The 24,247-nt window shown below is 70.9% G+C and carries 27 protein-coding genes and 1 pseudogene; 20 read left to right on the top strand and 8 right to left on the bottom strand.

The features are described from left to right. Positions 1-179: 179 nt before the first annotated feature. Complete coding sequence (locus AB0M11_RS14045; RefSeq protein ID WP_365704877.1) at positions 180-593, bottom strand: TIGR03618 family F420-dependent PPOX class oxidoreductase; 414 nt, start codon at positions 591-593, stop codon at positions 180-182. 113 nt (positions 594-706) lie between these two features. On the opposite strand from AB0M11_RS14045, the gene clpB reads away from it, so the two are divergent. Further along, on the top strand, positions 707-3,340 hold the full coding sequence (gene clpB, locus AB0M11_RS14040) for an ATP-dependent chaperone ClpB (RefSeq protein WP_365704875.1): 2,634 nt from the start codon (positions 707-709) through the stop codon (positions 3,338-3,340). Between the two features lie 102 nt (positions 3,341-3,442). After that, positions 3,443-3,973: a YbjN domain-containing protein gene (locus AB0M11_RS14035; RefSeq protein WP_365704873.1), complete on the top strand. Its 531-nt coding sequence runs from the start codon at positions 3,443-3,445 to the stop codon at positions 3,971-3,973. Between the two features lie 9 nt (positions 3,974-3,982). Here AB0M11_RS14035 and AB0M11_RS14030 read toward each other — a convergent pair whose 3' ends face one another. The 4 genes and pseudogenes from AB0M11_RS14030 to AB0M11_RS14015 all read right to left on the bottom strand — a co-directional run. Then, complete coding sequence (locus tag AB0M11_RS14030; protein ID WP_365704896.1) at positions 3,983-5,041, bottom strand: hypothetical protein; 1,059 nt, start codon at positions 5,039-5,041, stop codon at positions 3,983-3,985. A gap of 417 nt (positions 5,042-5,458) precedes the next feature. Next, entirely contained in the window at positions 5,459-8,302 is a 2,844-nt protein-coding gene (locus tag AB0M11_RS14025; RefSeq protein ID WP_365704871.1) for a PKD domain-containing protein, read from the bottom strand. Further along, positions 8,278-8,652 (bottom strand): hypothetical protein, encoded by a 375-nt coding sequence (locus AB0M11_RS14020; RefSeq protein WP_365704894.1) that lies wholly within the window; start codon positions 8,650-8,652, stop codon positions 8,278-8,280. Before AB0M11_RS14020 ends, AB0M11_RS14025 begins: the two co-directional genes overlap by 25 nt. A gap of 48 nt (positions 8,653-8,700) precedes the next feature. Continuing rightward, positions 8,701-8,874 (bottom strand): annotated as a pseudogene (locus AB0M11_RS14015) (aminotransferase); the annotation flags it as partial. Between the two features lie 24 nt (positions 8,875-8,898). Here AB0M11_RS14015 and AB0M11_RS14010 point away from each other — a divergent pair. Further along, entirely contained in the window at positions 8,899-9,078 is a 180-nt protein-coding gene (locus AB0M11_RS14010; RefSeq protein ID WP_365704869.1) for a hypothetical protein, read from the top strand. Positions 9,079-9,410: 332 nt separating this feature from the next. Here AB0M11_RS14010 and AB0M11_RS14005 read toward each other — a convergent pair whose 3' ends face one another. The 3 genes from AB0M11_RS14005 to AB0M11_RS13995 all read right to left on the bottom strand — a co-directional run bounded on the left by AB0M11_RS14005 (position 9,411) and on the right by AB0M11_RS13995 (position 13,301). After that, a complete protein-coding gene (locus tag AB0M11_RS14005; RefSeq protein WP_365704867.1) occupies positions 9,411-9,800 on the bottom strand; it encodes a hypothetical protein in 390 nt (129 codons plus the stop codon). Positions 9,801-9,880: 80 nt separating this feature from the next. After that, positions 9,881-11,071: a pyridoxal phosphate-dependent aminotransferase gene (locus tag AB0M11_RS14000; protein ID WP_365704865.1), complete on the bottom strand. Its 1,191-nt coding sequence runs from the start codon at positions 11,069-11,071 to the stop codon at positions 9,881-9,883. A gap of 1,471 nt (positions 11,072-12,542) precedes the next feature. Continuing rightward, positions 12,543-13,301 carry a GntR family transcriptional regulator gene (locus AB0M11_RS13995; RefSeq protein WP_365704863.1) on the bottom strand — a complete coding sequence of 253 codons (759 nt, stop codon included), beginning with the start codon at positions 13,299-13,301 and terminating at the stop codon, positions 12,543-12,545. Positions 13,302-13,490: 189 nt separating this feature from the next. Between AB0M11_RS13995 and AB0M11_RS13990 the strand changes: the two genes are divergently transcribed. The 17 genes from AB0M11_RS13990 to AB0M11_RS13910 all read left to right on the top strand — a co-directional run bounded on the left by AB0M11_RS13990 (position 13,491) and on the right by AB0M11_RS13910 (position 24,180). Continuing rightward, a complete protein-coding gene (locus tag AB0M11_RS13990; protein WP_365704861.1) occupies positions 13,491-13,820 on the top strand; it encodes a hypothetical protein in 330 nt (109 codons plus the stop codon). 2 nt (positions 13,821-13,822) lie between these two features. After that, on the top strand, positions 13,823-15,169 hold the full coding sequence (locus tag AB0M11_RS13985) for an FtsK/SpoIIIE domain-containing protein (RefSeq protein WP_365704859.1): 1,347 nt from the start codon (positions 13,823-13,825) through the stop codon (positions 15,167-15,169). A gap of 81 nt (positions 15,170-15,250) precedes the next feature. Then, positions 15,251-15,472 (top strand): hypothetical protein, encoded by a 222-nt coding sequence (locus tag AB0M11_RS13980; protein ID WP_365704857.1) that lies wholly within the window; start codon positions 15,251-15,253, stop codon positions 15,470-15,472. Position 15,473: 1 nt separating this feature from the next. Beyond that, positions 15,474-15,650 (top strand): hypothetical protein, encoded by a 177-nt coding sequence (locus AB0M11_RS13975; protein WP_365704855.1) that lies wholly within the window; start codon positions 15,474-15,476, stop codon positions 15,648-15,650. 39 nt (positions 15,651-15,689) lie between these two features. After that, on the top strand, positions 15,690-16,340 hold the full coding sequence (locus AB0M11_RS13970; protein ID WP_365704853.1) for a DUF2637 domain-containing protein: 651 nt from the start codon (positions 15,690-15,692) through the stop codon (positions 16,338-16,340). Positions 16,341-16,359: 19 nt separating this feature from the next. After that, complete coding sequence (locus AB0M11_RS13965) at positions 16,360-16,539, top strand: hypothetical protein (protein WP_365704851.1); 180 nt, start codon at positions 16,360-16,362, stop codon at positions 16,537-16,539. A 3-nt stretch (positions 16,540-16,542) separates the two neighbouring features. Beyond that, complete coding sequence (locus AB0M11_RS13960) at positions 16,543-16,731, top strand: mobile element transfer protein (protein WP_365704849.1); 189 nt, start codon at positions 16,543-16,545, stop codon at positions 16,729-16,731. Positions 16,732-16,745: 14 nt separating this feature from the next. Beyond that, the gene (locus AB0M11_RS13955) at positions 16,746-17,063 is read left to right on the top strand and encodes a SpdD protein (protein WP_365704847.1); all 318 of its coding nucleotides are present in this window, start codon (positions 16,746-16,748) and stop codon (positions 17,061-17,063) included. Between the two features lie 94 nt (positions 17,064-17,157). Further along, a complete protein-coding gene (locus AB0M11_RS13950) occupies positions 17,158-17,340 on the top strand; it encodes a hypothetical protein (RefSeq protein WP_365704845.1) in 183 nt (60 codons plus the stop codon). A 5-nt stretch (positions 17,341-17,345) separates the two neighbouring features. Continuing rightward, positions 17,346-17,516 carry a hypothetical protein gene (locus AB0M11_RS13945; protein WP_365704843.1) on the top strand — a complete coding sequence of 57 codons (171 nt, stop codon included), beginning with the start codon at positions 17,346-17,348 and terminating at the stop codon, positions 17,514-17,516. Then, the gene (locus AB0M11_RS13940; protein ID WP_365704841.1) at positions 17,513-18,214 is read left to right on the top strand and encodes a DNA methylase; all 702 of its coding nucleotides are present in this window, start codon (positions 17,513-17,515) and stop codon (positions 18,212-18,214) included. Before AB0M11_RS13945 ends, AB0M11_RS13940 begins: the two co-directional genes overlap by 4 nt. Beyond that, positions 18,211-19,644 carry a replication initiator protein RepSA gene (gene repSA, locus AB0M11_RS13935; RefSeq protein ID WP_365704839.1) on the top strand — a complete coding sequence of 478 codons (1,434 nt, stop codon included), beginning with the start codon at positions 18,211-18,213 and terminating at the stop codon, positions 19,642-19,644. The genes AB0M11_RS13940 and repSA overlap by 4 nt, the downstream gene beginning before the upstream one ends. After that, complete coding sequence (locus AB0M11_RS13930) at positions 19,641-19,838, top strand: helix-turn-helix domain-containing protein (protein WP_133025314.1); 198 nt, start codon at positions 19,641-19,643, stop codon at positions 19,836-19,838. The genes repSA and AB0M11_RS13930 overlap by 4 nt, the downstream gene beginning before the upstream one ends. Next, the gene (locus AB0M11_RS13925; RefSeq protein ID WP_365704837.1) at positions 19,838-21,100 is read left to right on the top strand and encodes a site-specific integrase; all 1,263 of its coding nucleotides are present in this window, start codon (positions 19,838-19,840) and stop codon (positions 21,098-21,100) included. Before AB0M11_RS13930 ends, AB0M11_RS13925 begins: the two co-directional genes overlap by 1 nt. Positions 21,101-21,291: 191 nt before the next feature. Then, complete coding sequence (locus tag AB0M11_RS13920; RefSeq protein ID WP_365704834.1) at positions 21,292-21,594, top strand: hypothetical protein; 303 nt, start codon at positions 21,292-21,294, stop codon at positions 21,592-21,594. Between the two features lie 329 nt (positions 21,595-21,923). Beyond that, positions 21,924-22,451 (top strand): DUF2617 family protein, encoded by a 528-nt coding sequence (locus AB0M11_RS13915; RefSeq protein ID WP_365704832.1) that lies wholly within the window; start codon positions 21,924-21,926, stop codon positions 22,449-22,451. Positions 22,452-22,539: 88 nt separating this feature from the next. Continuing rightward, on the top strand, positions 22,540-24,180 hold the full coding sequence (locus tag AB0M11_RS13910) for a polyamine aminopropyltransferase (RefSeq protein WP_365704830.1): 1,641 nt from the start codon (positions 22,540-22,542) through the stop codon (positions 24,178-24,180). The last annotated feature ends 67 nt before the right edge of the window (positions 24,181-24,247 follow it).

The raw sequence follows: 24,247 nt of genomic DNA, 5'->3' as shown, positions 1-24,247 counted from the left end.
CGTGACCTGAACACGGTGACGCCGCTGCAGTTTTCGGGGGACATTTCGCCGTATCGGCCGGTATCGGCCATATCCCACGCTGGCTGAAACCGGCCGCCGGAACGGGTCGGCCACCCGGCTGTCCCGCCCGCCCGCCGCCCCGCCCCTCACTCCGCCCGCCGCTCTCTTCGCCCCTGCCGTCACCCCCGGCCCAGCGCCCGCTCCACCGTGATCTCGACGACCACCCGGGACGGGTTCTCCGCGGGTGTCCGCCCGTACCGCTCGGCGTACCGCCGCTCCGCCTCCGCCACCCGCTCCGGCTCGCCGCTGACCCGTGCCCGCCCCTCCAGCGTCGCCCAGCGCCGGCCCGCCACCTGGCACACCGCCACCCGCGCCCCCTCGGGCCCCGCGGCCAGCACGTGGGACACCTTCACGCTCGACCGGTTGGTGATCACCCGGGCCAGTCCCGCCTCCGGGTCGTAGGTCACTCCCACGGGGACGACGTGCGGGCTGCCGTCGCGGCGCAGGGTGGTGAGGGTGCACAGGTGCCGTTCCTGCCAGAAGCGCAGGTAGGCCTCGTCCGGTGCGGCAGGGTTCACGCGGTAGGTGCTCATGGTCCGGAAGGTAGTCCCCGGAAGGACTCCCGATCGCACCTTGAGTGGAATAGACTCAACTTTGTGTACGTTGACTGAGTCAGCCGTACGACGCCGAGGAGGAGAACGCGAACGTGGACGCCGAGCTGACCAACAGGAGCCGGGACGCGATCAACGCGGCCAGCAGCCGGGCCGTGACCGAGGGGCACGCCGACCTCACCCCTGCCCACCTGCTGCTGGCTCTGCTGGCGGGGCAGGACAACGAGAACATCACCGACCTGCTCTCGGCGGTCGACGCCGACCAGGCCGCCGTACGCCAGGGCGCCGAGCGCGTGCTGGCCGCGCTGCCCAGCGTGACCGGTTCCACGGTCGCGCCCCCGCAGCCGAACCGCGACCTGCTCGCGGTCATCGCCGACGCCGGCGAACGCGCCAAGGACCTCGGCGACGACTACCTCTCCACCGAGCACCTGCTCATCGGCATCGCCGCGAAGGGCGGCGCGGCCGGTGAGGTGCTCGACCGGCAGGGCGCCTCCGCGAAGAAGCTGGCCGAGGCCTTCCAGAAGGCGCGCGGCGGTCGCCGGGTGACCACCGCCGACCCCGAGGGCCAGTACAAGGCGCTGGAGAAGTTCGGCACCGACTTCACCGCCGCCGCCCGGGACGGCAAGCTCGACCCGGTCATCGGCCGGGACACCGAGATCCGCCGGGTCGTGCAGGTCCTCTCCCGCCGCACGAAGAACAACCCCGTCCTCATCGGCGAGCCCGGCGTCGGCAAGACCGCCGTCGTGGAGGGGCTCGCGCAGCGGATCGTGAAGGGGGACGTGCCCGAGTCGCTGAAGGACAAGCGGCTGGTCTCGCTGGACCTGGGGGCCATGGTCGCCGGCGCCAAGTACCGGGGCGAGTTCGAGGAGCGGCTGAAGACCGTCCTCGCCGAGATCAAGGACTCCGACGGGCAGATCATCACCTTCATCGACGAGCTGCACACGGTCGTCGGCGCGGGCGCCGGCGGCGACTCGGCGATGGACGCCGGCAACATGCTCAAGCCGATGCTGGCCCGCGGCGAGCTGCGCATGGTCGGCGCCACCACCCTCGACGAGTACCGCGAGCGCATCGAGAAGGACCCGGCCCTGGAGCGCCGCTTCCAGCAGGTGCTGGTGGCGGAGCCCACGGTCGAGGACACCATCGCCATCCTCCGTGGTCTGAAGGGCCGTTACGAGGCCCACCACAAGGTGCAGATCGCGGACTCGGCACTGGTCGCCTCCGCGACCCTCTCCGACCGCTACATCACCTCCCGCTTCCTCCCCGACAAGGCCATCGACCTCGTCGACGAGGCGGCCTCCCGGCTCCGCATGGAGATCGACTCCTCACCGGTCGAGATCGACGAACTCCAGCGCTCCGTCGACCGGTTGAAGATGGAGGAGCTGGCGCTGGAGAAGGAGACCGACCCGGCCTCCCGGGAGCGTCTGGAGAAGCTGCGCCGCGACCTCGCCGACAAGGAGGAGGACCTGCGCGGCCTCAACGCCCGCTGGGAGCGCGAGAAGCAGTCCCTGAACCGGGTCGGCGAGCTGAAGGAGAAGCTCGACGCCCTGCGCGGCACCGCCGAACGCGCCCAGCGCGACGGCGACTTCGACACCGCCTCCAAGCTGCTCTACGGCGAGATCCCGCAGCTGGAGAAGGAGCTGGAGGCCGCGTCCGAGGCCGAGGAGGAGACGGCCAAGGACACCATGGTCAAGGACGAGGTCGGCTCCGACGACATCGCCGACGTGGTGGCCGCCTGGACCGGCATCCCGGCCGGGCGCCTGCTGGAGGGCGAGACCCAGAAGCTGCTCCGCATGGAGGACGAGCTGGGCCGCCGCCTGATCGGCCAGACCGAGGCCGTACGAGCGGTGTCGGACGCCGTGCGACGGTCCCGCGCCGGGATCGCCGACCCGGACCGCCCCACCGGCTCCTTCCTCTTCCTCGGTCCGACCGGCGTCGGCAAGACGGAGCTGGCGAAGGCGCTCGCCGACTTCCTCTTCGACGACGAGCGGGCGATGGTCCGCATCGACATGTCGGAGTACAGCGAGAAGCACAGCGTGGCCCGGCTGGTCGGCGCCCCGCCCGGCTACGTCGGCTACGAGGAGGGCGGCCAGCTCACCGAGGCGGTCCGCCGCAGGCCCTACACCGTGGTCCTGCTGGACGAGGTGGAGAAGGCCCACCCCGAGGTCTTCGACATCCTCCTCCAGGTGCTGGACGACGGCCGCCTCACCGACGGCCAGGGCCGCACGGTCGACTTCCGCAACACCATCCTGGTGCTGACGTCCAACCTGGGCAGCCAGTACCTGGTCGACCCGGCGCTCAGCCCTCAGGAGAAGAAGGAGCAGGTCCTGGAGACGGTCCGGCGGTCCTTCAAGCCGGAGTTCCTGAACCGCCTGGACGACCTGGTGGTCTTCTCGGCCCTGGAGAAGGACGAGCTGGCCCGGATCGCCCGGCTCCAGATCGACCGCCTCGCCAGGCGCCTCGCCGACCGCCGGCTCTCCCTGGAGATCACCCCCGAGGCCCTGGCCTGGCTCGCCGAGGAGGGCAACGACCCGGCGTACGGCGCCCGCCCGCTGCGCCGCCTGGTCCAGACGGCCATCGGCGACCGCCTCGCCCGGGAGATCCTCTCCGGCGAGGTCAAGGACGGCGACACGGTCCGCGTGGATGCCTTCGGGGAGGGGCTGATCGTAGGACCGGCGACGGCGGAGGAGGCTGTGGAAAACGCCGGTCAGGGGACTGGAAAAACGCTCTGAGCGGAATTCCGCCAACGGGAGATGAACCCGCCGGGGCGGGGGTTGCCACCCCCCTCCCCGGATGGGGGAGGATGGCGGGATCCGCATGAAGGGAAAAACACGGTGACCATCGACCCGTCCTCGATTCCGAACTTCGGGGGCCAGCCCGAGCCGCAGCCCCAAGGACCGGCGGGCCCCGTCGTCCCGGATCAGGATCTCGTGAAGCAGCTCCTCGACCAGATGGAGCTCAAGTACGTCGTCGACGACGAGGGTGACCTCGCGGCGCCGTGGGAGCAGTTCCGTACGTACTTCATGTTCCGCGGCGAGGACGAGCAGGCCGTCTTCTCGGTGCGGACGTTCTACGACCGCCCCCACAAGATCGACGAGAAGCCCGAGCTGCTGGAGTCCATCGACGACTGGAACCGGCGGACCCTGTGGCCCAAGGTCTACACCCACACCCACGACGACGGCACCGTCCGTCTCATCGGTGAGGCCCAGATGCTGATCGGCATGGGTGTCGACATCAACCACTTCGTCTCGTCCACGGTCAGCTGGGTGCGGGCCGCGATCGAGTTCGACAAGTGGCTGGTCGAGCAGCTCGGCCTGGAAGAGGCCGTCAACGAGGCCGAGAACCCCGAAGACGGCGACGAGTAAGCAGCAGACCTAGAGCGGTGTGCGCGCGTACACGACGAGGTACGTGCCGTAGCCGAACGAGAGCCCGGCCAGGGCCGTGACCACCACCGTCGCGTGCCAGGGCCGGGCTCTCGCCGTGCGCACCACCGCCCGCGCCAGCGGCAGGAGCAGCGGGAAGGCCGGGAGCAGGAACCGCGGCTTCGACTCGAAGAACCCCGAGCCGCCCAGCGCGATCAGCAGCAGTACGGCGGTGTAGGCGAGCAGCGGGAGCGGGGCCCGGTCCAGGGCCAGCAGGGCGAACAGGACCACCGCCGCCGCCACGATCACCAGGGCCATCGGGAAGACGAAGCGGTCGCCGCGCAGCAGCAGCCTGCGGACGAACACCAGCGAACCCCGGCCGAAGTCGAAGCGCGACCCCCACAGCCGCTGCACGCCGAAGTAGCCGTCCAGCGCGTCGCCGGTGCGGCGGCCGACCCACAGGACGTAGGCGGTCCAGCCCAGTGGCGCCACCGCCGCGCCCGTCCACAGCCTGTGGGTGGCCCGGCCCCGGGCGCGGTACAGCTCACGGGCCGCGGCGAGCAGCACGGCGGCCGCGACCGCGAAGCCGTTCGGGCGGGACAGTCCGGCCAGCGCGGCCAGGCTGCCGGCCCACCACCAGTTCCCGGCCAGGACGGCGTACAGCGACCAGGCCGCGAAGGCGGTCAGGACGGGCTCCGTGTACGCCATGGACAGCACCACGGAGTGCGGGAGCAGCCCCCAGAGCAGCACCAGGGCGGTGCCCACCGCACGGCCGTGCAGGCGCGCGCCCACGGCGTAGACACCGGCCGCGGCGACGGCCGCCGCGGTCCAGGACACCAGGAGTCCGGCGCCCGCCCCGCTGAGCGGGGTCACGGCCGTCAGGGTCCGGATCAGCGCCGGGTAGAGCGGGAAGAACGCCAGGTCGCTGTGGATGATGTCGGCCCCGAAGTACAGGGTGCGGCCGTAGCCGTGCGCCGCGATCCCCAGGTACCAGGCCGAGTCCCACGACCTCCCCAGCAGGGTCAGCGGATGCCGCCCGCTCGCCCAGGCGACCACCGCCAGCACGGTCATCCCGGTCAGCCGGGCCACCGCGAACAACCCCACGGCGACCCCGCCGGCGGCGACGAAGGACAGCCGGGTCCCGGGCCGCCCCGCGACCGGCTGCTGCGCGACGGACGGGGCGAGGGCGGTGGTGCTGAGGTGGCTCACATTCGCACAGTGCCGAAAGACGCGGAGAGCGGCGAGAAATGAACGCCCGATGGAGGGAGACGCCCAGGGCGTGCCCGACCCGACACGGCCACGCCGTCGATCACCGCCTTCCGGGCGAGGGAGTCGCCGGACGCCGGAGCTCCGACCTCCGGTGTGATCCGCGTCGGCGCCCTCATGCGCCTGGCACCTGACAGGCACGCCCCTGGCCCCTCCACCACCCCGGGGTGACCCGCCGCCCTGAGGGGAGGGGCGGTGGGCGCCGGGTGCGCCGGCGGCGGGTCAGCCGAAGTAGCCCTCGAGGTCGGCGATGACGTCGACCGAGCCGTTGGCGTTGTGGATATGGAGGTAGCCGCCCGAGTCGAGCGGGACCAAGGTCAGGACGGGGCGGGTCTCGCCGGTGGTCAGGTTGAGGTCGGAGACGTCCGGCAGGCTGCCGGCGCCGTAGGCGGTGAGATGGGTGCCGGTGGTCGGCCCGGTGCCGGTGAGGTTGACCAGTACCGCGTCGGCTCCGACCGGCACCCCGTCGACGCCGGCGACCTTCACCGCGAGGGTGCTGTTCGCGGCGAGGCGCTTGACGGGGGCGCCCGTGCCGTGACGGGTGTCCAGGAAACGGGTGGGGGCGGTCGGGACGAACGGGGCACCGGAGAGGGAGGTGCCGTCGCCCGCCGCCGAGTCGCCGGCGAATTCGTTGCTGTAGAGCCCCTGGAGGTCGGCGATCAGGTTGACGTACCCGGCACTGTTGTAGATCTTGACCTTGCCGCCGGTGCACACGGTCGGCACGACCAGGTTGGACACGGTCTGCCCGGCCCGGTAGTTGAGGTTCGACGTGCTCGGCGGCCGGGTGGATCCGCAGAAGACGGTGACCACGCCGCTGCTGGTACCGCCGGTCACGGTGACGTCGAGGACGGCACCGATCGTGGCGAACCCCCGCGCGTACTTCGGAAGGGTGACGGTCGTGATGCTGCCCGGCCCGACCTTGCCCTTGGCGGCGCCCGTGCCGTTCCGGGTGTCCAGCACCCGGGTGGGGGTGATCGTGGCCAGGCTGCTCATGCGCTCGTCGGTCGTACTGGGCGTGGTCGTGGAGTAGCCCTCCACGTCGGCGATGAGGTTCACATAGCCGTGCGCGTTGTAGAGGTCGACGTAGCCGTCCTTGCCCACCCGGACCGTGACCAGGTTGGGGTTGACCTGCCCGGCGAGGAAGTTGAGATCGGACGCGGTCGGGCGGCTGGTGCCGTCCGGGTAGACCGTCACCACGCTGGCGGCGGTGGCACCGGCATCGGTGACGTTCATGGTCACCGCGGTGACGCCGGTGCTCGGAATGCTGTCCACGCCGAGGATCTTCAGCCGGACCACCCCACCGGGGCCGACCTTTCGCTGGGCGGCGCCCGTGCCGTTCCGGGTGTCCAGTACCCGCCACGGACCCCCGGCGACGTAGGCCGTGCCGACCGTGGTCCTGGCCGTCGCGGTCGCGGTGCGTCCGCCGGAGTCGGTGACCTTCTGGGTGACCGTGTAGGTGCCGGCGGCGGCATAGGTGTGCTTGACAGTTCCGGACGAGCCGGTGACGGAGACGGCCGAGGACCCGTCCCCGAAGGTGATCCGGTCGCTGGTGACCGGGTAGGGGACGAAGTAGCTGGTGTCGAAGGTGCACGACGTTCTGTCGGGCGCGGAGGGGTTGGTCCCGCAGGCGATGCCTCCGGTCAGTGCCGGCACCGGGAGGATCGGGAACGAGGCATCCGCGGCGCCGAGTTTCGTGCCGTCGGCCCTGTCCACCACGACGCGGAGCGTGTCGTCGGCGCTGCCGGTCTCCTGCGTGTACGTGTGCGTGACCGAGCCGGTGGTCGACGTGGCGGTGCTGCCGTCACCGAAGTCGAAGGTGTAGCCGAGGTCCAGGGAGTCCGACCAGGGATTGCTCACCACGGCGGTGAACGTGACCGGTACACCGACGTAGATGTCCCTTGCCGGGGTGACCCCGGTCACCGCGAGCGGGTCCTGGAATTCCGTCGCCCCCCGGTCGTAGTGGCCCGCGCCGGAACCTGTGTCGGCCACCAGCGGGTCGTCGACCCGCGCCGCACCGTTGAAGTCGGCGGAGAGTTCACCGGGCGCGTCGGCGTTCGCCGAGTCGATGAGCGGTGAGTGCTCCGGCACCACCCAGGTGAGCGTCAGATCCGTCTGGTCCACATCATGGGCGCCCTGCCCGGTGCCCGTACCGAACGCCTGGCTGGTGCCGTAGGCCGTGCCCGCCCAGTCGTAGTCGGTGCCGGTCGACAGCGGATTGACCGCGTTGTAGTCCGCGGTGACCTGGGCTGCGGAGGCGGCGTCCACCGTGATCTCGGCCGGGGTGCCGGAGTCGGAGCACCTGGTCGTCCCCTGGACGTACGCGACGGTGTTCTCGACCGACCCGGAGCTGCCGTCGGTCAGGCTGACCGCATCGCCGCAGACTGTGGAGACGGTGTCGCCCGCGAGGGCGATGCCGGTCGTGCCCGCGGCCGAGACACCGCCGCCGACCTCGTCCGAAAAGATGTCGTCGGCGAGTGTGATGCGCTGCGCTCCGGCCGCACTGGCGAAGCCCCAGCCGGACGCGAACGGAACCGTGAGCCGGGTGAGTGATATGTCGGAGGAGGTTCCGTCGACAGCGATCGCCGCAGTGGTCGCGGTGCTCCTGACGGCAGCGCGGGTGTAGCTGATGTGCTGGGAGTTCGTCATGACGACCGCGGCGGCACGCGACGCGTAGGCGTCAAGCCCGACGATGCTGACGTACCGGGCCCCGGACAGGGTGATCGCGTCGGTGCCGGCGCCCCCGACGATGCCGCTGGAGCCGTTGCCGGCGCTCGCGACGAAGGTGATCGGCGCGTCGGAGCTGCCGGCCGAGGCGATGGTCACCGGGGCGTAATGCGTGGTGTTGGCGGCGACGTGGACGACATCCCCGGGCACCGCGGCGTCCGCGGCCGGCTGGATCTGGCAGAAGGGTTCCGCCTGGGAACCAGGGCCGGTGTCGCTGCACACGGCAGAGGCATCGTCGACGTACAGAGCGGTGCTCGTATCCGCGTGGGCGGGGCTGATGCCGAGGCCGCCGAGCAGGACGGCGAGGGCAGCGGAAGCTATGAATGGTCTCCTGCGTGGCACAGGCGCGTCTCCCCCCGGCCGCAAGCGTTCGAATCCGGCGCCGACGACCTGATCTGCGGTGACTCCTGATGGAGCCGAGAAGAGAGTAGAACCACGTCCTGGAGGGTGGACGGCCGGGGACGGCTGCTCGCCCGGGGAGGCCCTGACCGCCGGGTCCCCGCCGCGATCGGGCAAGGATCGGGAACGCGGCCCCCACCACGGCCGACCTGCGCGATCGCCGCACGACGCGGGCCGGCAAGGCCGCTGTGGCCGTCCTGCCGTCCTGTCAGCCCTTCGTAGTGGTAGCGGCAGCGTGTGATCAGGACGGCGTCCTCGGTGGCCTTGTAGATCAGCCGGTGCTCGTCGTTGATGCGGGGCGATGACCGGCGTCAGCTGCGCGCTGCGCCGTCAGTCAGGCCGGCCCCCGCCTCCCGGTGGTCGTAGAAGACCGCGTTGGGGATGGCGACGACCCCCGCCCGTTCCGGCAGGGACCGGCAGAAGGCGAACCCGTCGGTCTCGCCGAGGGGGCGGATGTCGGTGGTGACGAAGTACGTGCCGGCGGTGTCGTAGACCTCGAAGCCCGCCTCCGCCAGTACGGCATCCCGATCTACCTGGTCGTGGACCCCTACGCCCAGGAAGTCGTCCTCCACACCGAGCCGACCGCCACCGGTTACATCGCCGCACACACCCACAAGTACGGCACGGGCAAGCTCCCCATCCCCCTGGCCGACGGCCGCGTCTTCACCCTCGACCTCGACGAACTCCCGCGTCCGGAACCCGAGGCGGACGCACGCTGACGAAGGCCCCCGGCGCGGCCAGACCCGCGCCGTCGGCGCACCGCTGCCGTCGGACGTGGTCGTTCCTGGTCGGGGCAGTCGGCTGCGATCGCCTCGCCTTTCGCGACCGGGATCGGCCAGGGGGCGTGCCGTTCTGTGCCGTGAGTCCGTGCGACGAAGTCCGGTTCGCCGCGAGGAGGTTCGAAGCCGCGTTTGCTGCGGGCGACTACCACCACGTACTGCCCAGCGCTTCGCGTATTCCTCGGCCTCGACAACCATGTCCGGACACGACACCTCAGCCCCCGGCGTCGCTGTCGCGGCTGAGGCGCCGCTCGCTCCGGGCGGTTGGCGGCTCAGCGCAGCCACGGGGTGAGTTCGTTCGCGAGTACGGCATACGCAGGGTCGGTGGGGAGCCAGAGAAGTTTGTGCCGAGCCCCGTCACGCATGCGCACGGTGAGCCGGTCGGTGGTGATGCCGCGACGGAGATGGGCGGAGGCGATGCCAGCCAGCGGGATCACTTTGTTGGTCCGGTGCTCCGTCCGGATCTGTGCGGTGGCAGCCGCAGTGACGTCGGCCTCCGGCGACGGCACGACCACCGTCAGCCCCTTACTGTTCGCCAGGGTGGCAGCGAACCCGAGCCGACGGCGGACCAACGCGGACGGGAGCAGCCACAGCTCCCCGTGAATCCAGTCGCTCCACCCGGTCGTGCAACTCCCCGACAGCAGTCGCGCTCGTCCATCCACCGCGCCACTCTACGGCCCGCGTCATCCACGCGCTGCGGCATGAGCCAGGCCCGGACCCCTGCTGGTGCGGCTGTCGGCTGTCACATGGCGAGCGCTTTGAGCCGGGCGGCGGCCTCCTCCAGAACCCCCGTCCGCTTGCAGAACGCGAACCGCACGAACGGCGCCCCCGCCTCCCGGTGGTCGTAGAAGACCGCGTTGGGGATGGCGACGACCCCCGCCCGTTCCGGCAGGGACCGGCAGAAGGCGAACCCGTCGGTCTCGCCGAGGGGGCGGATGTCGGTGGTGACGAAGTACGTGCCGGCGGTGCCGTAGACCTCGAAGCCCGCCTCCGCCAGCCCCGCCGCGAGGATGTCCCGCTTGGTCTGCATGTCCCGGCGGAACGCCTCGAAGTACGCGTCGGGGAGCGCGAGGGCCTCCGCGACCGCGTACTGGAAGGGGCCCGAGGCCACGTAGGTCAGGAACTGCTTCGCCGACCGCACCGCCGTGACCAGCTCCGGCGCCGCCGTCACCCAGCCGACCTTCCAGCCGGTGAAGGAGAAGGTCTTGCCGGCCGAGCCGATGGTGACCGTGCGTCCGCGCATGCCGGGGAGGGTGGCGAGGGGGACGTGTTCCGCCTCGTCGTAGACCAGGTGCTCGTAGACCTCGTCAGTCACCACCAGCAGGTTCCGCTCCACCGCCAGTTCGGCGATCGCGGTCAGCTCGGCGCGGGTGAGGACCGTGCCGGTCGGGTTGTGCGGGGTGTTGACCAGCAGGAGCCGGGTGCGCGGGGTGACGGCGGCGCGCAACTCGTCGAGGTCGAGGCGGAAGGCGCCGCCGTCCGGGCGCAGCGTGACCGGCACCCGGGTGCCGCCGGCCATCGCGATGCAGGCCGCGTAGGAGTCGTAGTACGGCTCCAGGGCGACCACCTCGTCCCCGGGCTCCACCAGCGCCAGCAGGGCCGCCGCGATGGCCTCCGTGGCGCCCGCCGTGACCAGCACCTCGGCGTCCGGGTCGTACGACAGCCCGTACCGGCGCTGCTGGTGGGCGGCGATCGCGGTGCGCAGCTCGGGGACGCCGGGACCCGGCGGGTACTGGTTGCCGCGCCCCTCGCGCAGCGCGCGCACCGCGGCCTCCCTGATCTCCTCGGGACCGTCGGTGTCCGGGAAGCCCTGCCCCAGGTTGATGGCGCCGGTGCGCAGGGCCAGGGCGGACATCTCGGCGAAGATCGTGGTGCCGAACTCGGCCAGCCGACGGTTCAGGAGCGGGCGTGCGCTGGAAGTCATGCCGGCCATCCTGCGCCCAAGCTCTGGAGTTGCTCAACTCACGTCCGGGGGGTGGGACCTGCCGAGATGCCTTCTCTGCTCCCTCTGAGCTGGGGGAGAGCAGTTGTCATCTGTCATCGTCTGCCGACGTTGGCCGCTGCCGGACGGCCCACAGACGGCCCATGAGGGCACGGTCTTCCTCCGCCCTTCCCTCTGGAAGCAATGCGGGCGATGAAGAGCGGTGGCGTGATCCGCTCCTGAAATCTGTCTACGCACAAGGGTAGAAAAGGGATGCTGCGGATGGAGTCGGCCATGCGGTAAGCCGTGTCCACGCGGCTGGCTGCACGAGTTGGGGAGGTGTTCGTACGAGGTCAAACCCTTGAGGTCTGACCTATCCTGTTCTTACCTGCCAGTACCCCATGCCTCCCGAACCACTTGGGCGCCAGAGCCTGTAAAGTAACGCCAACTCGACTGCCCTCCGGCCTAGTTCGTCTCGGCTGGGGACCGAGGCGTCGGAGGTGTCGCTTGACCCTCTTGACAACACCCCGGTGAGGAGTTGAGGGCGATGAGTCGTAATCGCAAGGACCGCAACAAGAGGGAACGTGATCCACACTGGTGGGTCCCGATCCTCATCGCGGCCCTGGCCGCGATTCCGTCAATCGCAGGGTGCGTTGGTCAGATGTCTGCCCGCTAGAGTGGACAACATGCGGCCGGCCGTGTGCTCAGTCAGATGAGCACGTCCGAACCGAGGACGGCCGAGCCCACCTGACATAAGACGCTCCGAGCAGGGCCCGGTGTGGACGGCCATCCATGCCGGGCCTTCGCTCGATAGGCGTGAGCACCTGACACTGCGACATTCTCAACGACGTCGCAAAGTGTCTAGACCCGGATAGTAAGTTTCGGTGACTTCCCGCGCAAGTGACTGGAGCCCAGTCCTCCGCTAGTGAAATGCCAGGTCAGGTGGGGGGCGGCAGATTTTTTACTGCGAAGCGTAAAATGAGATTTAACAAATTCGCAGGTGTCAAATGCGGCACCTCGCGGCCGATCTGATACTCGCGCCAGAGTACCTACCCAGCTCCCATCCCGTCTGCCGTCGGCCCACACACCGTGGAGCGGGCGTGGCTCAGGGCGTCCAGGTGGAGCGCGCCACTGTACGAACGACCTGGACGCCCTGGGCCGCGTCTGCTCGGCTCTGCCTGGGTCGACGGCAGGCGGGATGGGAGCACCCCGCGCACGCCACTGTCCGCCGGCACTCGCGAACGGCGCCCTCGCCATCTCGGAGCCTGAGCGCCCCCGCCGGAGGCTCGTTCTGACCGTGGCCGCTCTCTACGGTGATCGACTCATGATCCGGAATCGTGGCGTGGGCGCGCGTCGGCGCAGCGCGGGCGGAGCGGGCCGAAGGCAGGAGCGGCGCCCGCGGCGGAGCCGGGAGCGCGCCCGGCGGAGCGGAGCGCAGCTGGCTTGATGAGGTAGAGAAACCTGTAACAAGATCCGCGACGGCCTACGCGTCGAAGTCGTACTCCAGGATGTAGGAGGCGGCATCCAAGGTCATCTCGTTGATCTCGACCGGGCGCCCTTCGTCCGCGAACGCGGTCCGGCAGATCAGGATGACGGGTGTGCCGGAGGAGATGCCCAACTGCGACGCCTCATCCTTTGAGGGCATGCGAGAGCGGATCTCCTCGCGGAAGTGCACAGGCTTGTACCCGAGTTCGGCAAGGCGGGCATAGATCCCGCCTGCCCCCGGATCATCGCGCGTGATGGCGGAACCCCCCACCACTGATGTGGGGAGGTAACTGGTCGCCAGCAGCACTGGCTTCCCGTCCAGGACATACCGCCGCCGCCGGACGCAAACCGTCTCCTCGTCGGCGAGGTCAAGCACGCGCCCGATGTTCTCCGGGGCCGCTTCCTCCGACACCGCCACCTGGTCCACTTCGAGCGTCCGGTTCTCGGTGTCGGCCGCCCAGATGGACCGGCCACTACCCCACTGCTCCTCGGATAGCCGCTGGATGCCCCGGCGCCGCAAGGGTCGGAAGGACCGGACGAAAACGCCGGCGCCCTTGCGGGCCTCGGCTACGCCTTCGTCCTTGAGCACGCCCAGCGCTTGGCGCGCCGTCATGCGAGCCACGCCGTGCGCGGCCATAAGCTCGTTCTCTCCCGGAAGCCGATCACCGGGACCGTATTCGCCCGACTGGATCGCCTCGCGCAGGGAGTCTGCGATCCGCTGGTACTTCGGCCGACGGTCGTCGTCGGTGGTGGCCATTCGGAAGCCCTCCTCTCTTCTCTAGACAGCCTAGGCCATGGGCCGGTCGCCCGCTCAGTGCGTGTAACCGCAATCCTTCGCACTCAACATCTCTAGACATCTCCCTTGACGACATCTCTAGAGACGTGCTCTCATTGAGATGTCTAGAGAGGTTGCGCAAGGTGGCCTCCGAGAACGAGGGATAGGCACATGCCGTCTTTCAAGATCGATCTTTCGACCGCTGTGGTGTTCGTGGCGACCGCGCCGGAGCCCAAGATGGTCAACAAGAAGACCGGTGAGCGGGCCGTGGACCGGGAGACCAACGCGAGCCTGTCGACCGTGGGGCTGCTGGTCTCGGACGAGGGTGAGGGCAACCTCTACCAGGTGACCGTCCCGGAGACCGGTCTTGCGGAGGGTCTGGCGCCGGGCATGCCGGTGCGGGTCGTCGGCCTCAAGGCTCGCGACTGGGAGAACACGTTCAACGGCGAGAAGCGGCACGGGATCTCGTTCCGCGCGGTCGCGATCACCTCGGTGGTCTGACCATGACCGACGTCACGCCCTTGCTCGAAGTCGGTGGCTTAGCTGCCGGTGCCGGCGGGATCGGCTACGCGAAGGTCCGCGCGCCGCGCGTGTATTGGTCGCTGGTGGGTCTGCCGGTCACCTGGGGCCGGTTCACCTGGACCTACCGGGACACGATGGAGGTGTGCGGGCTGACGGTGAAGCCGTCCGGCTTCCGCGCCTTCGTCCGCCGCAACCTGGCCCGTGCCGAGGTCCGGCCGGCTCCGCCGAAGGTTCGCCGGGTCCGCGGGACGTCGACCGGCCTGCTGGTCACGCTCCGGCTCCCGGCCGGCCTGGAGCCTGCGGACATCGCGGCTGCGACCGAGCGTCTGCGTCACGCCTGGGGCGTGCACTCGGTCACCGTGGCGGAGACCAAGCCCGGATTCGTTGACCTGCGGATGACCGGCTACGACGTGCTCCGCCGGGTTCGGATGCCGCGCACGGCGAAGCCCCGTGACCTGGTCGTCCCGGTCGCGCTGCGGGAGGACGGCACGGTCTTCGAGCGGAACTATCGGCAGCAGCCCATGGCCCTGACCCTGGGCGCGAACCAGTCCGGCAAGTCCATGTTCCAGCGCAACCTCATCAAGGGCCTGGCCCAGCTCCCGGTGGGGCTGGTGGGTATCGACTGCAAGCGCGGTGTAGAGCAGTCCCGTTACGCCCCGCGCCTCTCGGCTCTGGCCACCGACCGGCAGACCGCCGGCCGCCTGGTGGATGCGTTGGTGCAGGAGATGGAAGACCGCTTCGACCTGCTCGCCCTCTACGGCGTCTCCGACCTGTGGGAACTCCCCGACGACGTCCGGCCGGTGCCGCTGGTCGTGCTCATCGACGAGGTGGCGGAACTGTTCCTGGTGACCTCCAAGAAAGAGGAAGCCGACCGCGACCACACCGTCATGCAACTCGTGCGCCTGGGGCAGATGGCCCGTGCGATCGGCATCTACCTGGAGGTGTGCGGGCAGCGCTTCGGCTCCGACCTCGGCCGGGGCGCGACCGCCCTGCGCGCCCAGCTCACCGGCCGCGTGGTCCACCGGGTCAACGACAAGCAGACAGCGGAGATGGGCCTGGGCGACGTCGCCCCCGATGCCGTGGTCTCCGTGACCGGCATCCGGGCCGATCGTCCCGGTGTCGCGGTGGCCGGCGACGCCTCCGGCTACTGGTCCCGCATCCGCACCCCCGAGGTCACCCCGGCCGAAGCAACCGCGGTCTGTCGCCAGTACGCGCACCTGACCCCGAACCTGCCGTTCCTGGCCCCGTTCCGCCCGGTCGGCCAGATCGTGATCCCGCCGATGCCGACGGAACCGCCGCTGGTGGAGCCCGCGCCGGTCGGCGAGTAATCCCCGCATAACTCCGGTCGGCGCGACCGCTTCGCGCCAGGTCCCTACCCGCGCCATGCCGAAAACCGGAAGGGAACACCCATGAACCCCGACCAGGAACGCGAGCACCGCCGGGCCGTCATCGCCGACGACGTCAACCGGCTGGGCTTCCTGTACCAGGCCTTCCTCGACCACCTGAACGGCCACCCCGAGCGGGACGCCTTCACGGCCGTGATGGCCGGAGCGCTCGCCGCTGAGTTCTCCCTGACCGACGCCGGCGCCTACCCGCCGCCCGGTCACAGCTACCCCCGCCTGGACGCCTGACGTGGCCGCGCCGACGACCACCCCGCCCCCGGAGCCGAAGCCCGCGCCGTGCCCGGTCTGCGACGGCTCCGGGGTGGTCTCCCGCCCGGTCCGGGTCGGCCGCAAACACCGCGTGGTCGGCGACCAGACCGGGATGTGCCTGAACTGCTTCGGCTCCGGCGAAGCACCCACCGACTAGCCCCCTGACCTGCTCCAACACGTTGAAGGAGGTGAAGACATGAAGCTCTCGATCCGTCCCGACGCCGTACTGGTTCAGGCCGTGATTGCGGGGGCGTTGTCCTTCGCCCACCTGCACGACCTCGCCCAAGCCGCCGGGCAGACCGGATGGAAGGCCTGGGCCTACCCCGTCTCCGTCGACCTGCTGCTCGTCGCCGCCTGGCGCCGGCTGCGGGCGCAGCGCTCCCGGCTGGCCTGGTGCTGGTTCGTGGTTGCCCTGGTCGCATCCCTCGGCGCGAACATCGCCACGGCCGGTTTCCTCGACATGAACCACCCGCCCGCCCTGCTCCGCCTCGGCGTCGCCGGCTGGCCCGCGCTGGCCTTCCTCGGCGGCACTCTCCTCGCTCACCAGCACACCGACCACACCCCCGACCCAGCCCCTGCTCCCGAGCAGGAGCCAGCTCCTCGTCCGGTGGTCGCGGTCGACCGCCCAGAGACACCGGAACCGGCCCCGGAGATCGCCGAGCCGGAGCCTGTCCCGGCGCTGCCCAAGGCTGCTCCCGGCGTACCTCCGGCGCTGATCGACCATGCCCGGAAGGTCGCCACCGACCACCGCGCCCGCACCGGAGCCGACATCGACGCGGCCACCCTGCGCGCCCGCCTCGGTCTCCCGGAAGACCTCGCACTCGCCATCGTCGCCCAACTCACCTGACAGCAAAGGAGGTTCAACCATGCGCACGTTCAACCGCCCGTCCGACTACCTCGACGCGGCCCGCGAAATGGCCGACTCCGGCCGTCCCACCCTGGCCCGGATGCTGGCCGAGGAAGCCGCCGACCGCACCCCGGACCCGAAGGAAGCCGCCCGCATCCTGGCCGACTTCCCCGGCCCCAGCCTCCGGCAGGAGGACTGACCGATGCGCCCGAACCGCTTCTACGACGTCATCCGGATCGGGCCGGTCAAGGTCGCCACCTTCAACAACGGCCGTGGCCAGACCAAGCACATCGCCGCCTGCACCGCCCCCAAATGCGGCGTCTCCAACGAGTACTTCGACCGAGCGGCCGCCGAACTCGCCGCCCGCACCCACACCTGCACCCGCACCTGAAGGGAGATCCGCTGATGTTCACCCCGAAGTACCCCACCCCGGACACCGCGCCGGCCCCGGCGCCCACCGCGCCCCAGACCACCGCCCCGGCGCCCGTCGTCCCGGCCGCGCCCGCCCCGGCTCCGGTCGCCCCCGCGGCCCCGGCCCGGCCGACGGTTCAGCTCACCCCCGGCTCCGCGCTCGCCCTCGCCGCCGGCGGTGGCGCCGTGGTCCTGGTCGTCGGCGCGGTCCTGGTCTCCATGCTCCTCGCCGTCGCCATCACCGCCGTCTCCGTGGCCTTGGTGGCGGTCGTCCTCAAGTCGCTGCTCAAGGACCTCAACAACCAGCGTTAACGGCCCCCGGAGCGGCCTCGGTCGCCAAACTTCCGCCGCTCCGGGCGCCTCAACCCACTTCCTGATCCAACGGACCCGAAAGGGAAGCCCCATCATGCCCCGGAACACCCCCAGCCCGCGCGCCTGCCGTGACTGCGACGGCTTCGCCCGCGCCGCCATCACCACCGGCACCCGCAACCCCGACGGCACCCGCACCACCCTCACCGTCGACTGCCCGGCCTGCCACGGCACCGGCACCACCGCCCCCACCCCGGCGCTTGCCCGGATCGGACGGTGACCGGCATGCCTCTCCTCGACTGGCGCTCCCCGGAGCACTTCGACCACTCCGGCGACCAGCCCTGCGTGATCTGCACCAAGCCAACTCCGCTGCGCTCCGAGCGGGGCAAGCCCGTCCACAAGGTCTGCGCCGAAGAGTGGATCGACACCCACGCCCGGAGGGACGACGACCAGTGACCGCCGCCTCCCGCCGCCGTGTCCTCGACCTGTTCTCCTGCGCCGGCGGGGCCGGCAAAGGCTACGAGAGCGCCGGGTTCGCGGTCGACGGCTGCGACGTCGCCGACCGGCCGAACTACCCCTTCCCCTACCACCGCGGGGACGCCCTCGAATACCTCGCCCGCCTGATCACCACCGGTGAGATCGAGCGGTACACCCTCGTGCACGCCTCCCCGCCCTGCCAGGCCAAGGCCGCGCTGACCGTGGGTACGAACCGGTCCCAGGGCTGGGGCGGCGTCCACGAAGACCTCGTGGCGCCCACCCGCGTGCTCCTGGACGCCTCCGGGCTGCCGTACGTGATCGAGCAGCCCAACGGCAAGGCGGAGATCCGCAAGGACCTGACCCTGTGCGGGGAGATGTTCGGGCTCGGCGTGCTGCGCCACCGCAACTTCGAGCTGGGCGGCTGGGGCGTCGTCCGGCCGGGTCACCCGCGGCACCGGGGCTACGTGCGGGGCTGGCGCCACGGCGTCTACCGCGACGGCCCGTATGTGGCCGCGTACGGGGAGGGCGGCGGCAAGGCCACCGTGGCGGAGATGCAGGCCGCGATGGGGATCACGTGGACCGACGTCCACGAGGAACTCACCGAGGCCATCCCGCCCGCCTACACCCGCTGGATCGGCCACGCCTTCCTGACCGCACGGCAGGAGGTGTTCGCGTGACCGACACCGCCACCATGGCGGGCCTGGAGGACCCGGCCACCCTCACCGATCTGCTGAGGCTGGCCGGGTCCCCTGGCTTCGACCGCATCCAGGACCAGATCCGCCGTACTGGCGGCTGCTCCGACCCGATCCACCTGCAAGGCTCCACCGTCACCCGCGACCGTGCGACCGGGCAGATCCTGCACCGCTACGACACCGACAACGAGCCGGGGGGCCGGCTGCGGATCGCGTGCGGCAACCGTCGCGCGTCCCGCTGCCCCGCCTGCGCCTGGACCTACGCCGGAGACACCTACCACCTCATCCGCGCCGGCCTCGTCGGCGACCCCGCCAAAGGCACCCCCGAGACCATCCGCGATCACCCCCGGGTCTTCGCCACCCTCACCGCCCCCTCGTTCGGTCCGGTCCACAACCGGCCCGGCAACCGGCCCTGCCGCTGCGGCACCCGCCACAGCGAGGACGCGCCCGAACTCGGCACCCCGCTCGACCCCGCGACGTATGACTACGCGGGCGCGGTGCTGTGGAACAACCACGCTTCCGAACTGTGGCGGTACTTCACGATCTACCTGCGCCGCGAGATCGCGCGCCGCGCCGGCCTGACCCAGAAAGCCGCCCACGAACAGTCCCGCGTAGCCTTCGGCAAGGTCGCCGAATACCAGAAGCGCGGCGCCGTCCACTTCCACGCCGTGATCCGCTTTGACGGACCCGAAGGACCCGACTCTCCACCGCCGGCCTGGGCCACCCCCGACCTCCTTACCGACGCGATCCACGCTGCCGCCGGCCGCGCACAGGTCGACGTCGACCCCGCCCGCTACCAGCCTGACCCCGACCAGCCGGCGTTGACCCAACCCGCCCGCACCTTGAAGTGGGGCACCCAGGTCGACGTACGCCCGATCCGCGCCTTCGGACAGGGTGAGGACATCACGGAAGCTGCCGTGGCCTCCTACGTCGCCAAGTACGCCACCAAGGCAGCCGAGACCACCGGCACCGTCGACCGCCGGATCGGCAACAAGGAAGCGCTCGTACTGCTCGGCGTCCCGGACCACCCGCGCCGGCTGATCGAAGCCTGCCTTGATCTGCACGCGCTGTACCCGGATCGCAAGCTTCGGGACTGGGCTCACATGCTCGGCTTCCGTGGCCACTTCTCCACCAAGTCCCGCCGCTACTCCACCACCCTCGGGGCACTGCGCCAGGTTCGTGCCGACTACCGCGCCGCCCAGCAACGGCGCTCCCTCGGCCTGCCCGACCCCGGCGACGAGACCGAGGCGTCGACGCTCACGCTCGCGCACTGGGCGTACGCCGGTCACGGCCACACCCCCGGCGAATCCTGGCTCGCCGCATCGATCGCGAAGGAGATCCGACTGAACCGAGAGACCGCACGCGAAGCGCTCGCTGACCTACCCGACCCAGACGGCTGGGAGGTGAGCGCATGAAGCTCGCACTGCCGGAGCAGTACCTGACCCCGGAAGACCTCGTGACGCTGCTGCGCCTGCCCAGTGTCGAGACGGTCTACCAGTGGCGCCGCAAGGGCATTGGTCCCCGAGGCTTCCGCGTCGGCCGATACCTGCGCTTCGACCCCGACGACGTACGGGCCTGGGTCGCATCCCTCATGGAAGGGGCTGCCTGATGGCCGGTCACGTCCAAGACCGCTGGTACAAGACCGAGACCGGGCCGAACGGGAAGCCGGTCAAGGCCAAGTCCGAGCGCTACGGCACCGGCATGCGGTACCGGGCCCGGTACGTCGGCCCCGACGGCTCCGAGAAGTCCAAGAGCTTCCCCGACGGCAAGAAGCGGCTCGCTGAGAAGTGGCTGAGCGCCATCGAGACGGACATGACGCGCGGTCAGTACACCGACCCTCAGTCCGTTCGGATCACGTTCCAGCAGTACGCGGAGAAGTGGTTGGACACGAAGACCTCCAGCCCGATGACCCGCAAGGAACTCGGCCGGCGCCTGCGGCTGCACGTCTACCCGGCGCTCGGCTCCCGGCCGATCGGGACGTTCCGGCCCGAGCACATCCGCGAACTCGTCGCGGGGCTCGAAGCGAAGCCCGGCGTGAGCGCTGCCTACGCCCGGAACATCTTCGCGGACGTTCAGTCGGTCCTGTCTGCCGCTGTTGACGACACCCTCCTGGCACGCAACCCGTGCAGCGCTCGGACCGTGCGCCGGCCGAAGGCTGACCCGTCACGGGTGGTCCCTTGGGCGCCTGCACAGGTGTTCGCCGTTCGAGCCGCGCTCCTGGAGCGGTATCGGGCGATGGTCGACGTGGGCGCCGGCTGTGGTCTGCGCCAGGGGGAGGTGTTCGGCCTGGCGGAGGACGCCATCGACGCTGACGGGCGCACGCTGCACGTGGTCCGGCAGATCAAGCACGTGGAAGGGCACCCGGTGTTCGCTCTCCCCAAGGGAGGCAAGAAGCGTGACGTGCCGTTGCCCGATCACGTGGCCGAAATGCTCCGCGCGCACATGGACGCCTACAAGCCCGTAGAGATCACGCTGCCGTGGGACGTACCAGAGGGGCCGAAGGTGTCCGCCCGGCTGATCTTCACGGCTGAGCAGGGCGGCATGGTGTGGCGGAGCAACTTCAACGGCAAGGAGTGGAAGCCCGCTCTTGCGGTCGCCGGCCTCATCCCCGAGGCGGACCGGAACGGCAAGTACGACTCGGCGCGCGAGCACGGGATGCACGCCCTGAGGCACTTCTACGCCTCGGCGCTGCTGGACGCGGGGGAGAACATCAAGGCCGTCAGCGAGTACATGGGGCATGCTGACCCGGCGATGACGCTGCGGGTGTACGCGCACCTGATGCCCGACAGTCGCGAGCGGGCCCGGCGGGCCATCGACACGCTGTTTCAGCAACGCTCCCAGGAAGATCACGGCCCACACGCGGCCCAGTGAGTCTCCGACGGCCCCTGATCTGCCAATCCGTGCAGGTCAGGGGCCTTTTTCGCGCCGGTACCCTCAGAAGTTGCTCAACTCTGCTTTGGCCGGTGAGGCGGCCGGGCATCCCCCGGGCACGTCGCGTTCGCGTGGCGGCCGGGGCGCCCACGGGGGGTCGCCCTCGGGGGGAACGGAGAGAAGGTGACGTCATGGGCACCGTCTTCATCGTGGTGGTGGCCGCGATCATCTGTGTCGCGATCGTCGCTTCGGCGGCCCGCAGGGGCGGCCGGGCCAAGGGGGCGTACGGCAGGGGCGGGTCCTCGTCCTACGACAGCTCGGGCAGCTGGTGGGCCGGGGACTCGGGGTCGTCGTCCTCGCACGGCGGCCACCACGGCGGCCACCACGGCGGCGGCCACTCCTGTGGTGGCGGGCACTCCTCGTGCGGCGGCGGGTCGTCCTGCGGGGGCGGGTCGTCGTGCGGCGGGGGCGGCTGCGGCGGCGGGGGGAACTGAGCCGTCCGGCGGGGGCGGAGGGCCGGGCGTCCGGGCGGAGAGCGGGTGAGCTCCGGCCGGACGCCCCGGCGTGCGCCGGGAGGTGTGGGGCGCACGATGTGGTTGAACAGGTGAGCTGTGGAGCCCTCTGAGGGATGGAAACCCCACGAAGTTGGGTAAAAACGCTGTGGCAGCGCCACAGTTCATGATTCCCTCTAAACCACCAAAGCAGCGCCTCGGACGTCCTGACGACACCCTCTCCGGCTGGGCCGGCCGGTCCGATCTCCCGGTGTCGACCGAGGTGCGCCGGACCACCCTCCTCCCCTTTTGCGTGTTAGCGGAGCCGATCCATGCTCACGACCCTGAACACCACCTACACCGATACGCGCGCGGCCGACCTCGCCTGGGCCCTGGGACGCGAGCCGCTGCCCGCCCTGGCCACCCTCGATCTGGAACTGAGCGGGGCGAAGCTGCAGTTGAGACTGCTCGGCGCGTCCCACCAGGTGCTCCTGGAGGAGGAGCGGGGCGGCTGTTCGGAGACGGTGGCGTGCATCCCGGGGTCCAGCACCCCCCTGCCGCTCGGGGTCGCCAAGCGCGTCGGCGAGTGGGAGTACGAGTTCGCGGCCCGGGTCGAGGTGCTGTCACCCGGCTCCTTCGCGGGCCGCGCCCAGGAGTTGCTGGCCCTCGTCGCCGAGCATCCGCACGGCCTCGCCGGGGTCTTCCCGGGCAGCCCGCACGCGTTCACGGCGATGCTCGCCCAGCGGCACGAGGGCCAGGTGCACTGGCGTACCTGGCACGCGTACCCGCAGGACGGGCAACTGGTGGCCACCAGGACCCGGGTCGGCGTGCGGGTTCCGGTGCGCCAGCCCGTGGCCTGATGACATAAACCCACAGTGCGTCAAACGGCCCGGAGTTCCACACGTGTGGGTGACGAAGCGTACCGAGTGAGTGACGTAACGTCGCAGAGTGATCGATCCGCACGCACCCGCCCCGCCCGGCGCACCGCCGCCCTGGGGCGCCCCCGCGCCGCTGCCCGTGCGGCCGGGGACGGGCCGCTTCCTGGTCCTGGTGTGCGTGTTCGTCTGCGCGGCCTGCGGATTGGTGTACGAACTCGAACTCGTCGCGCTCGCCTCGTACCTGATCGGTGACTCGGTCACCCAGGCCTCCGTCGTGCTGTCCGTGATGGTCTTCGCGATGGGCGTCGGCTCACTCGCCGCGAAACGGCTGCGCTGGCACGCTGCGGCCGGGTTCGCCGCGGTGGAGGCCGCGCTGGCGCTGGTCGGCGGCTGCAGCGCCATGGCGCTGTACGCGGTCTTCGCCTGGACCGGCGGCTGGGGCGGCCTGTGGGCCCTCGGCCCGCGCTGCCTGCTGGTCGCCTTCTCCCTCACCATCGGCCTGCTCATCGGCGCCGAGGTGCCGCTGCTGATGGAGCTCATCCAGCGCATCCGCCGCCAGGACGCGGGCGGCGCGGTGGCCGACCTGTTCGCGGCCGACTACGTGGGCGCGCTGGTCGGCGGCCTCGCCTTCCCGTTCCTCCTGCTGCCCTTCCTCGGCCAGCTGACGGGCACCCTGCTCACCGGCACCGTCAACGTCGTCGCCGGGGGCGCCCTGGTCCTCGGCCTGTTCCGCCGCGACCTGTCCTGCCGGACCCGCTGCACCCTCCTCGTCGTCAACGTCGCCGTCCTCGGCGTCCTCGGCTCCGCCGCCGCCCTCGTCGGCGACTTCGAACGGGCCGCACGGCACGCCGTCTACGGCGCCGACGTCCGGGTCGCCCTGCAGACCGACGTCCAGGAGATCGTCCTCACCGGCGGCACCCGCGGCCGCCCCCTCGACCTCTTCCTGGACGGCCGGCTGCGGGTCGGCGGCCGTGACGAACGCCGGTACCACGAAGCCCTCGTCCACCCCGCGATGACCGGCCCGCACGCGCGCGTGCTGATCCTCGGCGGCGGCGACGGCATGGCCGCGCGCGAGGTGCTGCGCCACCACGGTGTCGACAGCGTCGACATCGTCGAACTCGACGCGGGCCTGGTGCGCCTCGCCCGCCACGACCCCGCCCTCGCCGCGCTCAACGGCCACGTCTACGACGACCCGCACGTCCACGTGTTCATCGCCGACGCCTTCCACTGGCTGCGCGAGGCGCCCCGCTCGGGCTACGGCGGTTACGACGTCGTCATCGCCGACCTGCCCGATCCCGGCATCACCGCCAGCACCAAGCTGTACTCCCAGGAGTTCTACGGCCTCGCCCGCCGCGCCCTCGCCCCCGGCGGCCGTCTGGTCGTCCACGCGGGGCCGGTGCAGGCCCGCCCGCACGTCTTCTGGACGGTCGTCGCGACGATACGGGCGGCGGGCCTCGCCGCCGCCCCCTACCGGGTCCTCGGCCAGGACGCCGGCTTCACCCCGGGCCCCGACCGCTCGGCGGGCGAGTCCGGGGCCCCGCACGACTGGGGCTTCGTGCTGGCGGCGGCGGGTTCCCGCGGCCCGCCGCTGCGGCTCCCGGCCGACGGTCCGCGGCTGCGGACGCTGACGCAGGGGGCGCTGTTGAGAGACGCGCTGCGGGCTCCGGCGGCCGGGCCGCCGCCGTCGACGCTGGTGCATCCGCGGTACTGAGAAGCCGGCTCGGCGCACGGCGGCCGTCAACGGGGCGCGCGCGGGGCGCGCGCGGTTCGCCGTGCGT

Source organism: Streptomyces sp. NPDC051987, from assembly GCF_040680735.1.
Lineage (GTDB): Bacteria > Actinomycetota > Actinomycetes > Streptomycetales > Streptomycetaceae > Streptomyces.
Note: the sequence above shows the minus strand (reverse complement) of the source record. Positions and strands in the feature narration are given on the sequence as shown.

What these genes read in the sequence shown, in the direction of transcription:
- AB0M11_RS14045 (WP_365704877.1), bottom strand. Translation starts at nt 593, where the DNA reads ATGAGCACCTACCGCGTGAACCCTGCCGCACCGGACGAGGCCTACCTG.
- AB0M11_RS14030 (WP_365704896.1), bottom strand. Translation starts at nt 5,041, where the DNA reads ATGACCGTGCTGGCGGTGGTCGCCTGGGCGAGCGGGCGGCATCCGCTG.
- AB0M11_RS14000 (WP_365704865.1), bottom strand. Translation starts at nt 11,071, where the DNA reads ATGGCCGGCATGACTTCCAGCGCACGCCCGCTCCTGAACCGTCGGCTG.
- AB0M11_RS13995 (WP_365704863.1), bottom strand. Translation starts at nt 13,301, where the DNA reads ATGGCCACCACCGACGACGACCGTCGGCCGAAGTACCAGCGGATCGCA.
- AB0M11_RS13990 (WP_365704861.1), top strand. Translation starts at nt 13,491, where the DNA reads ATGCCGTCTTTCAAGATCGATCTTTCGACCGCTGTGGTGTTCGTGGCG.
- AB0M11_RS13985 (WP_365704859.1), top strand. Translation starts at nt 13,823, where the DNA reads ATGACCGACGTCACGCCCTTGCTCGAAGTCGGTGGCTTAGCTGCCGGT.
- AB0M11_RS13980 (WP_365704857.1), top strand. Translation starts at nt 15,251, where the DNA reads ATGAACCCCGACCAGGAACGCGAGCACCGCCGGGCCGTCATCGCCGAC.
- AB0M11_RS13970 (WP_365704853.1), top strand. Translation starts at nt 15,690, where the DNA reads ATGAAGCTCTCGATCCGTCCCGACGCCGTACTGGTTCAGGCCGTGATT.
- AB0M11_RS13965 (WP_365704851.1), top strand. Translation starts at nt 16,360, where the DNA reads ATGCGCACGTTCAACCGCCCGTCCGACTACCTCGACGCGGCCCGCGAA.
- AB0M11_RS13960 (WP_365704849.1), top strand. Translation starts at nt 16,543, where the DNA reads ATGCGCCCGAACCGCTTCTACGACGTCATCCGGATCGGGCCGGTCAAG.
- AB0M11_RS13955 (WP_365704847.1), top strand. Translation starts at nt 16,746, where the DNA reads ATGTTCACCCCGAAGTACCCCACCCCGGACACCGCGCCGGCCCCGGCG.
- AB0M11_RS13950 (WP_365704845.1), top strand. Translation starts at nt 17,158, where the DNA reads ATGCCCCGGAACACCCCCAGCCCGCGCGCCTGCCGTGACTGCGACGGC.
- AB0M11_RS13945 (WP_365704843.1), top strand. Translation starts at nt 17,346, where the DNA reads ATGCCTCTCCTCGACTGGCGCTCCCCGGAGCACTTCGACCACTCCGGC.
- AB0M11_RS13930 (WP_133025314.1), top strand. Translation starts at nt 19,641, where the DNA reads ATGAAGCTCGCACTGCCGGAGCAGTACCTGACCCCGGAAGACCTCGTG.
- AB0M11_RS13925 (WP_365704837.1), top strand. Translation starts at nt 19,838, where the DNA reads ATGGCCGGTCACGTCCAAGACCGCTGGTACAAGACCGAGACCGGGCCG.
- AB0M11_RS13920 (WP_365704834.1), top strand. Translation starts at nt 21,292, where the DNA reads ATGGGCACCGTCTTCATCGTGGTGGTGGCCGCGATCATCTGTGTCGCG.
- AB0M11_RS13915 (WP_365704832.1), top strand. Translation starts at nt 21,924, where the DNA reads ATGCTCACGACCCTGAACACCACCTACACCGATACGCGCGCGGCCGAC.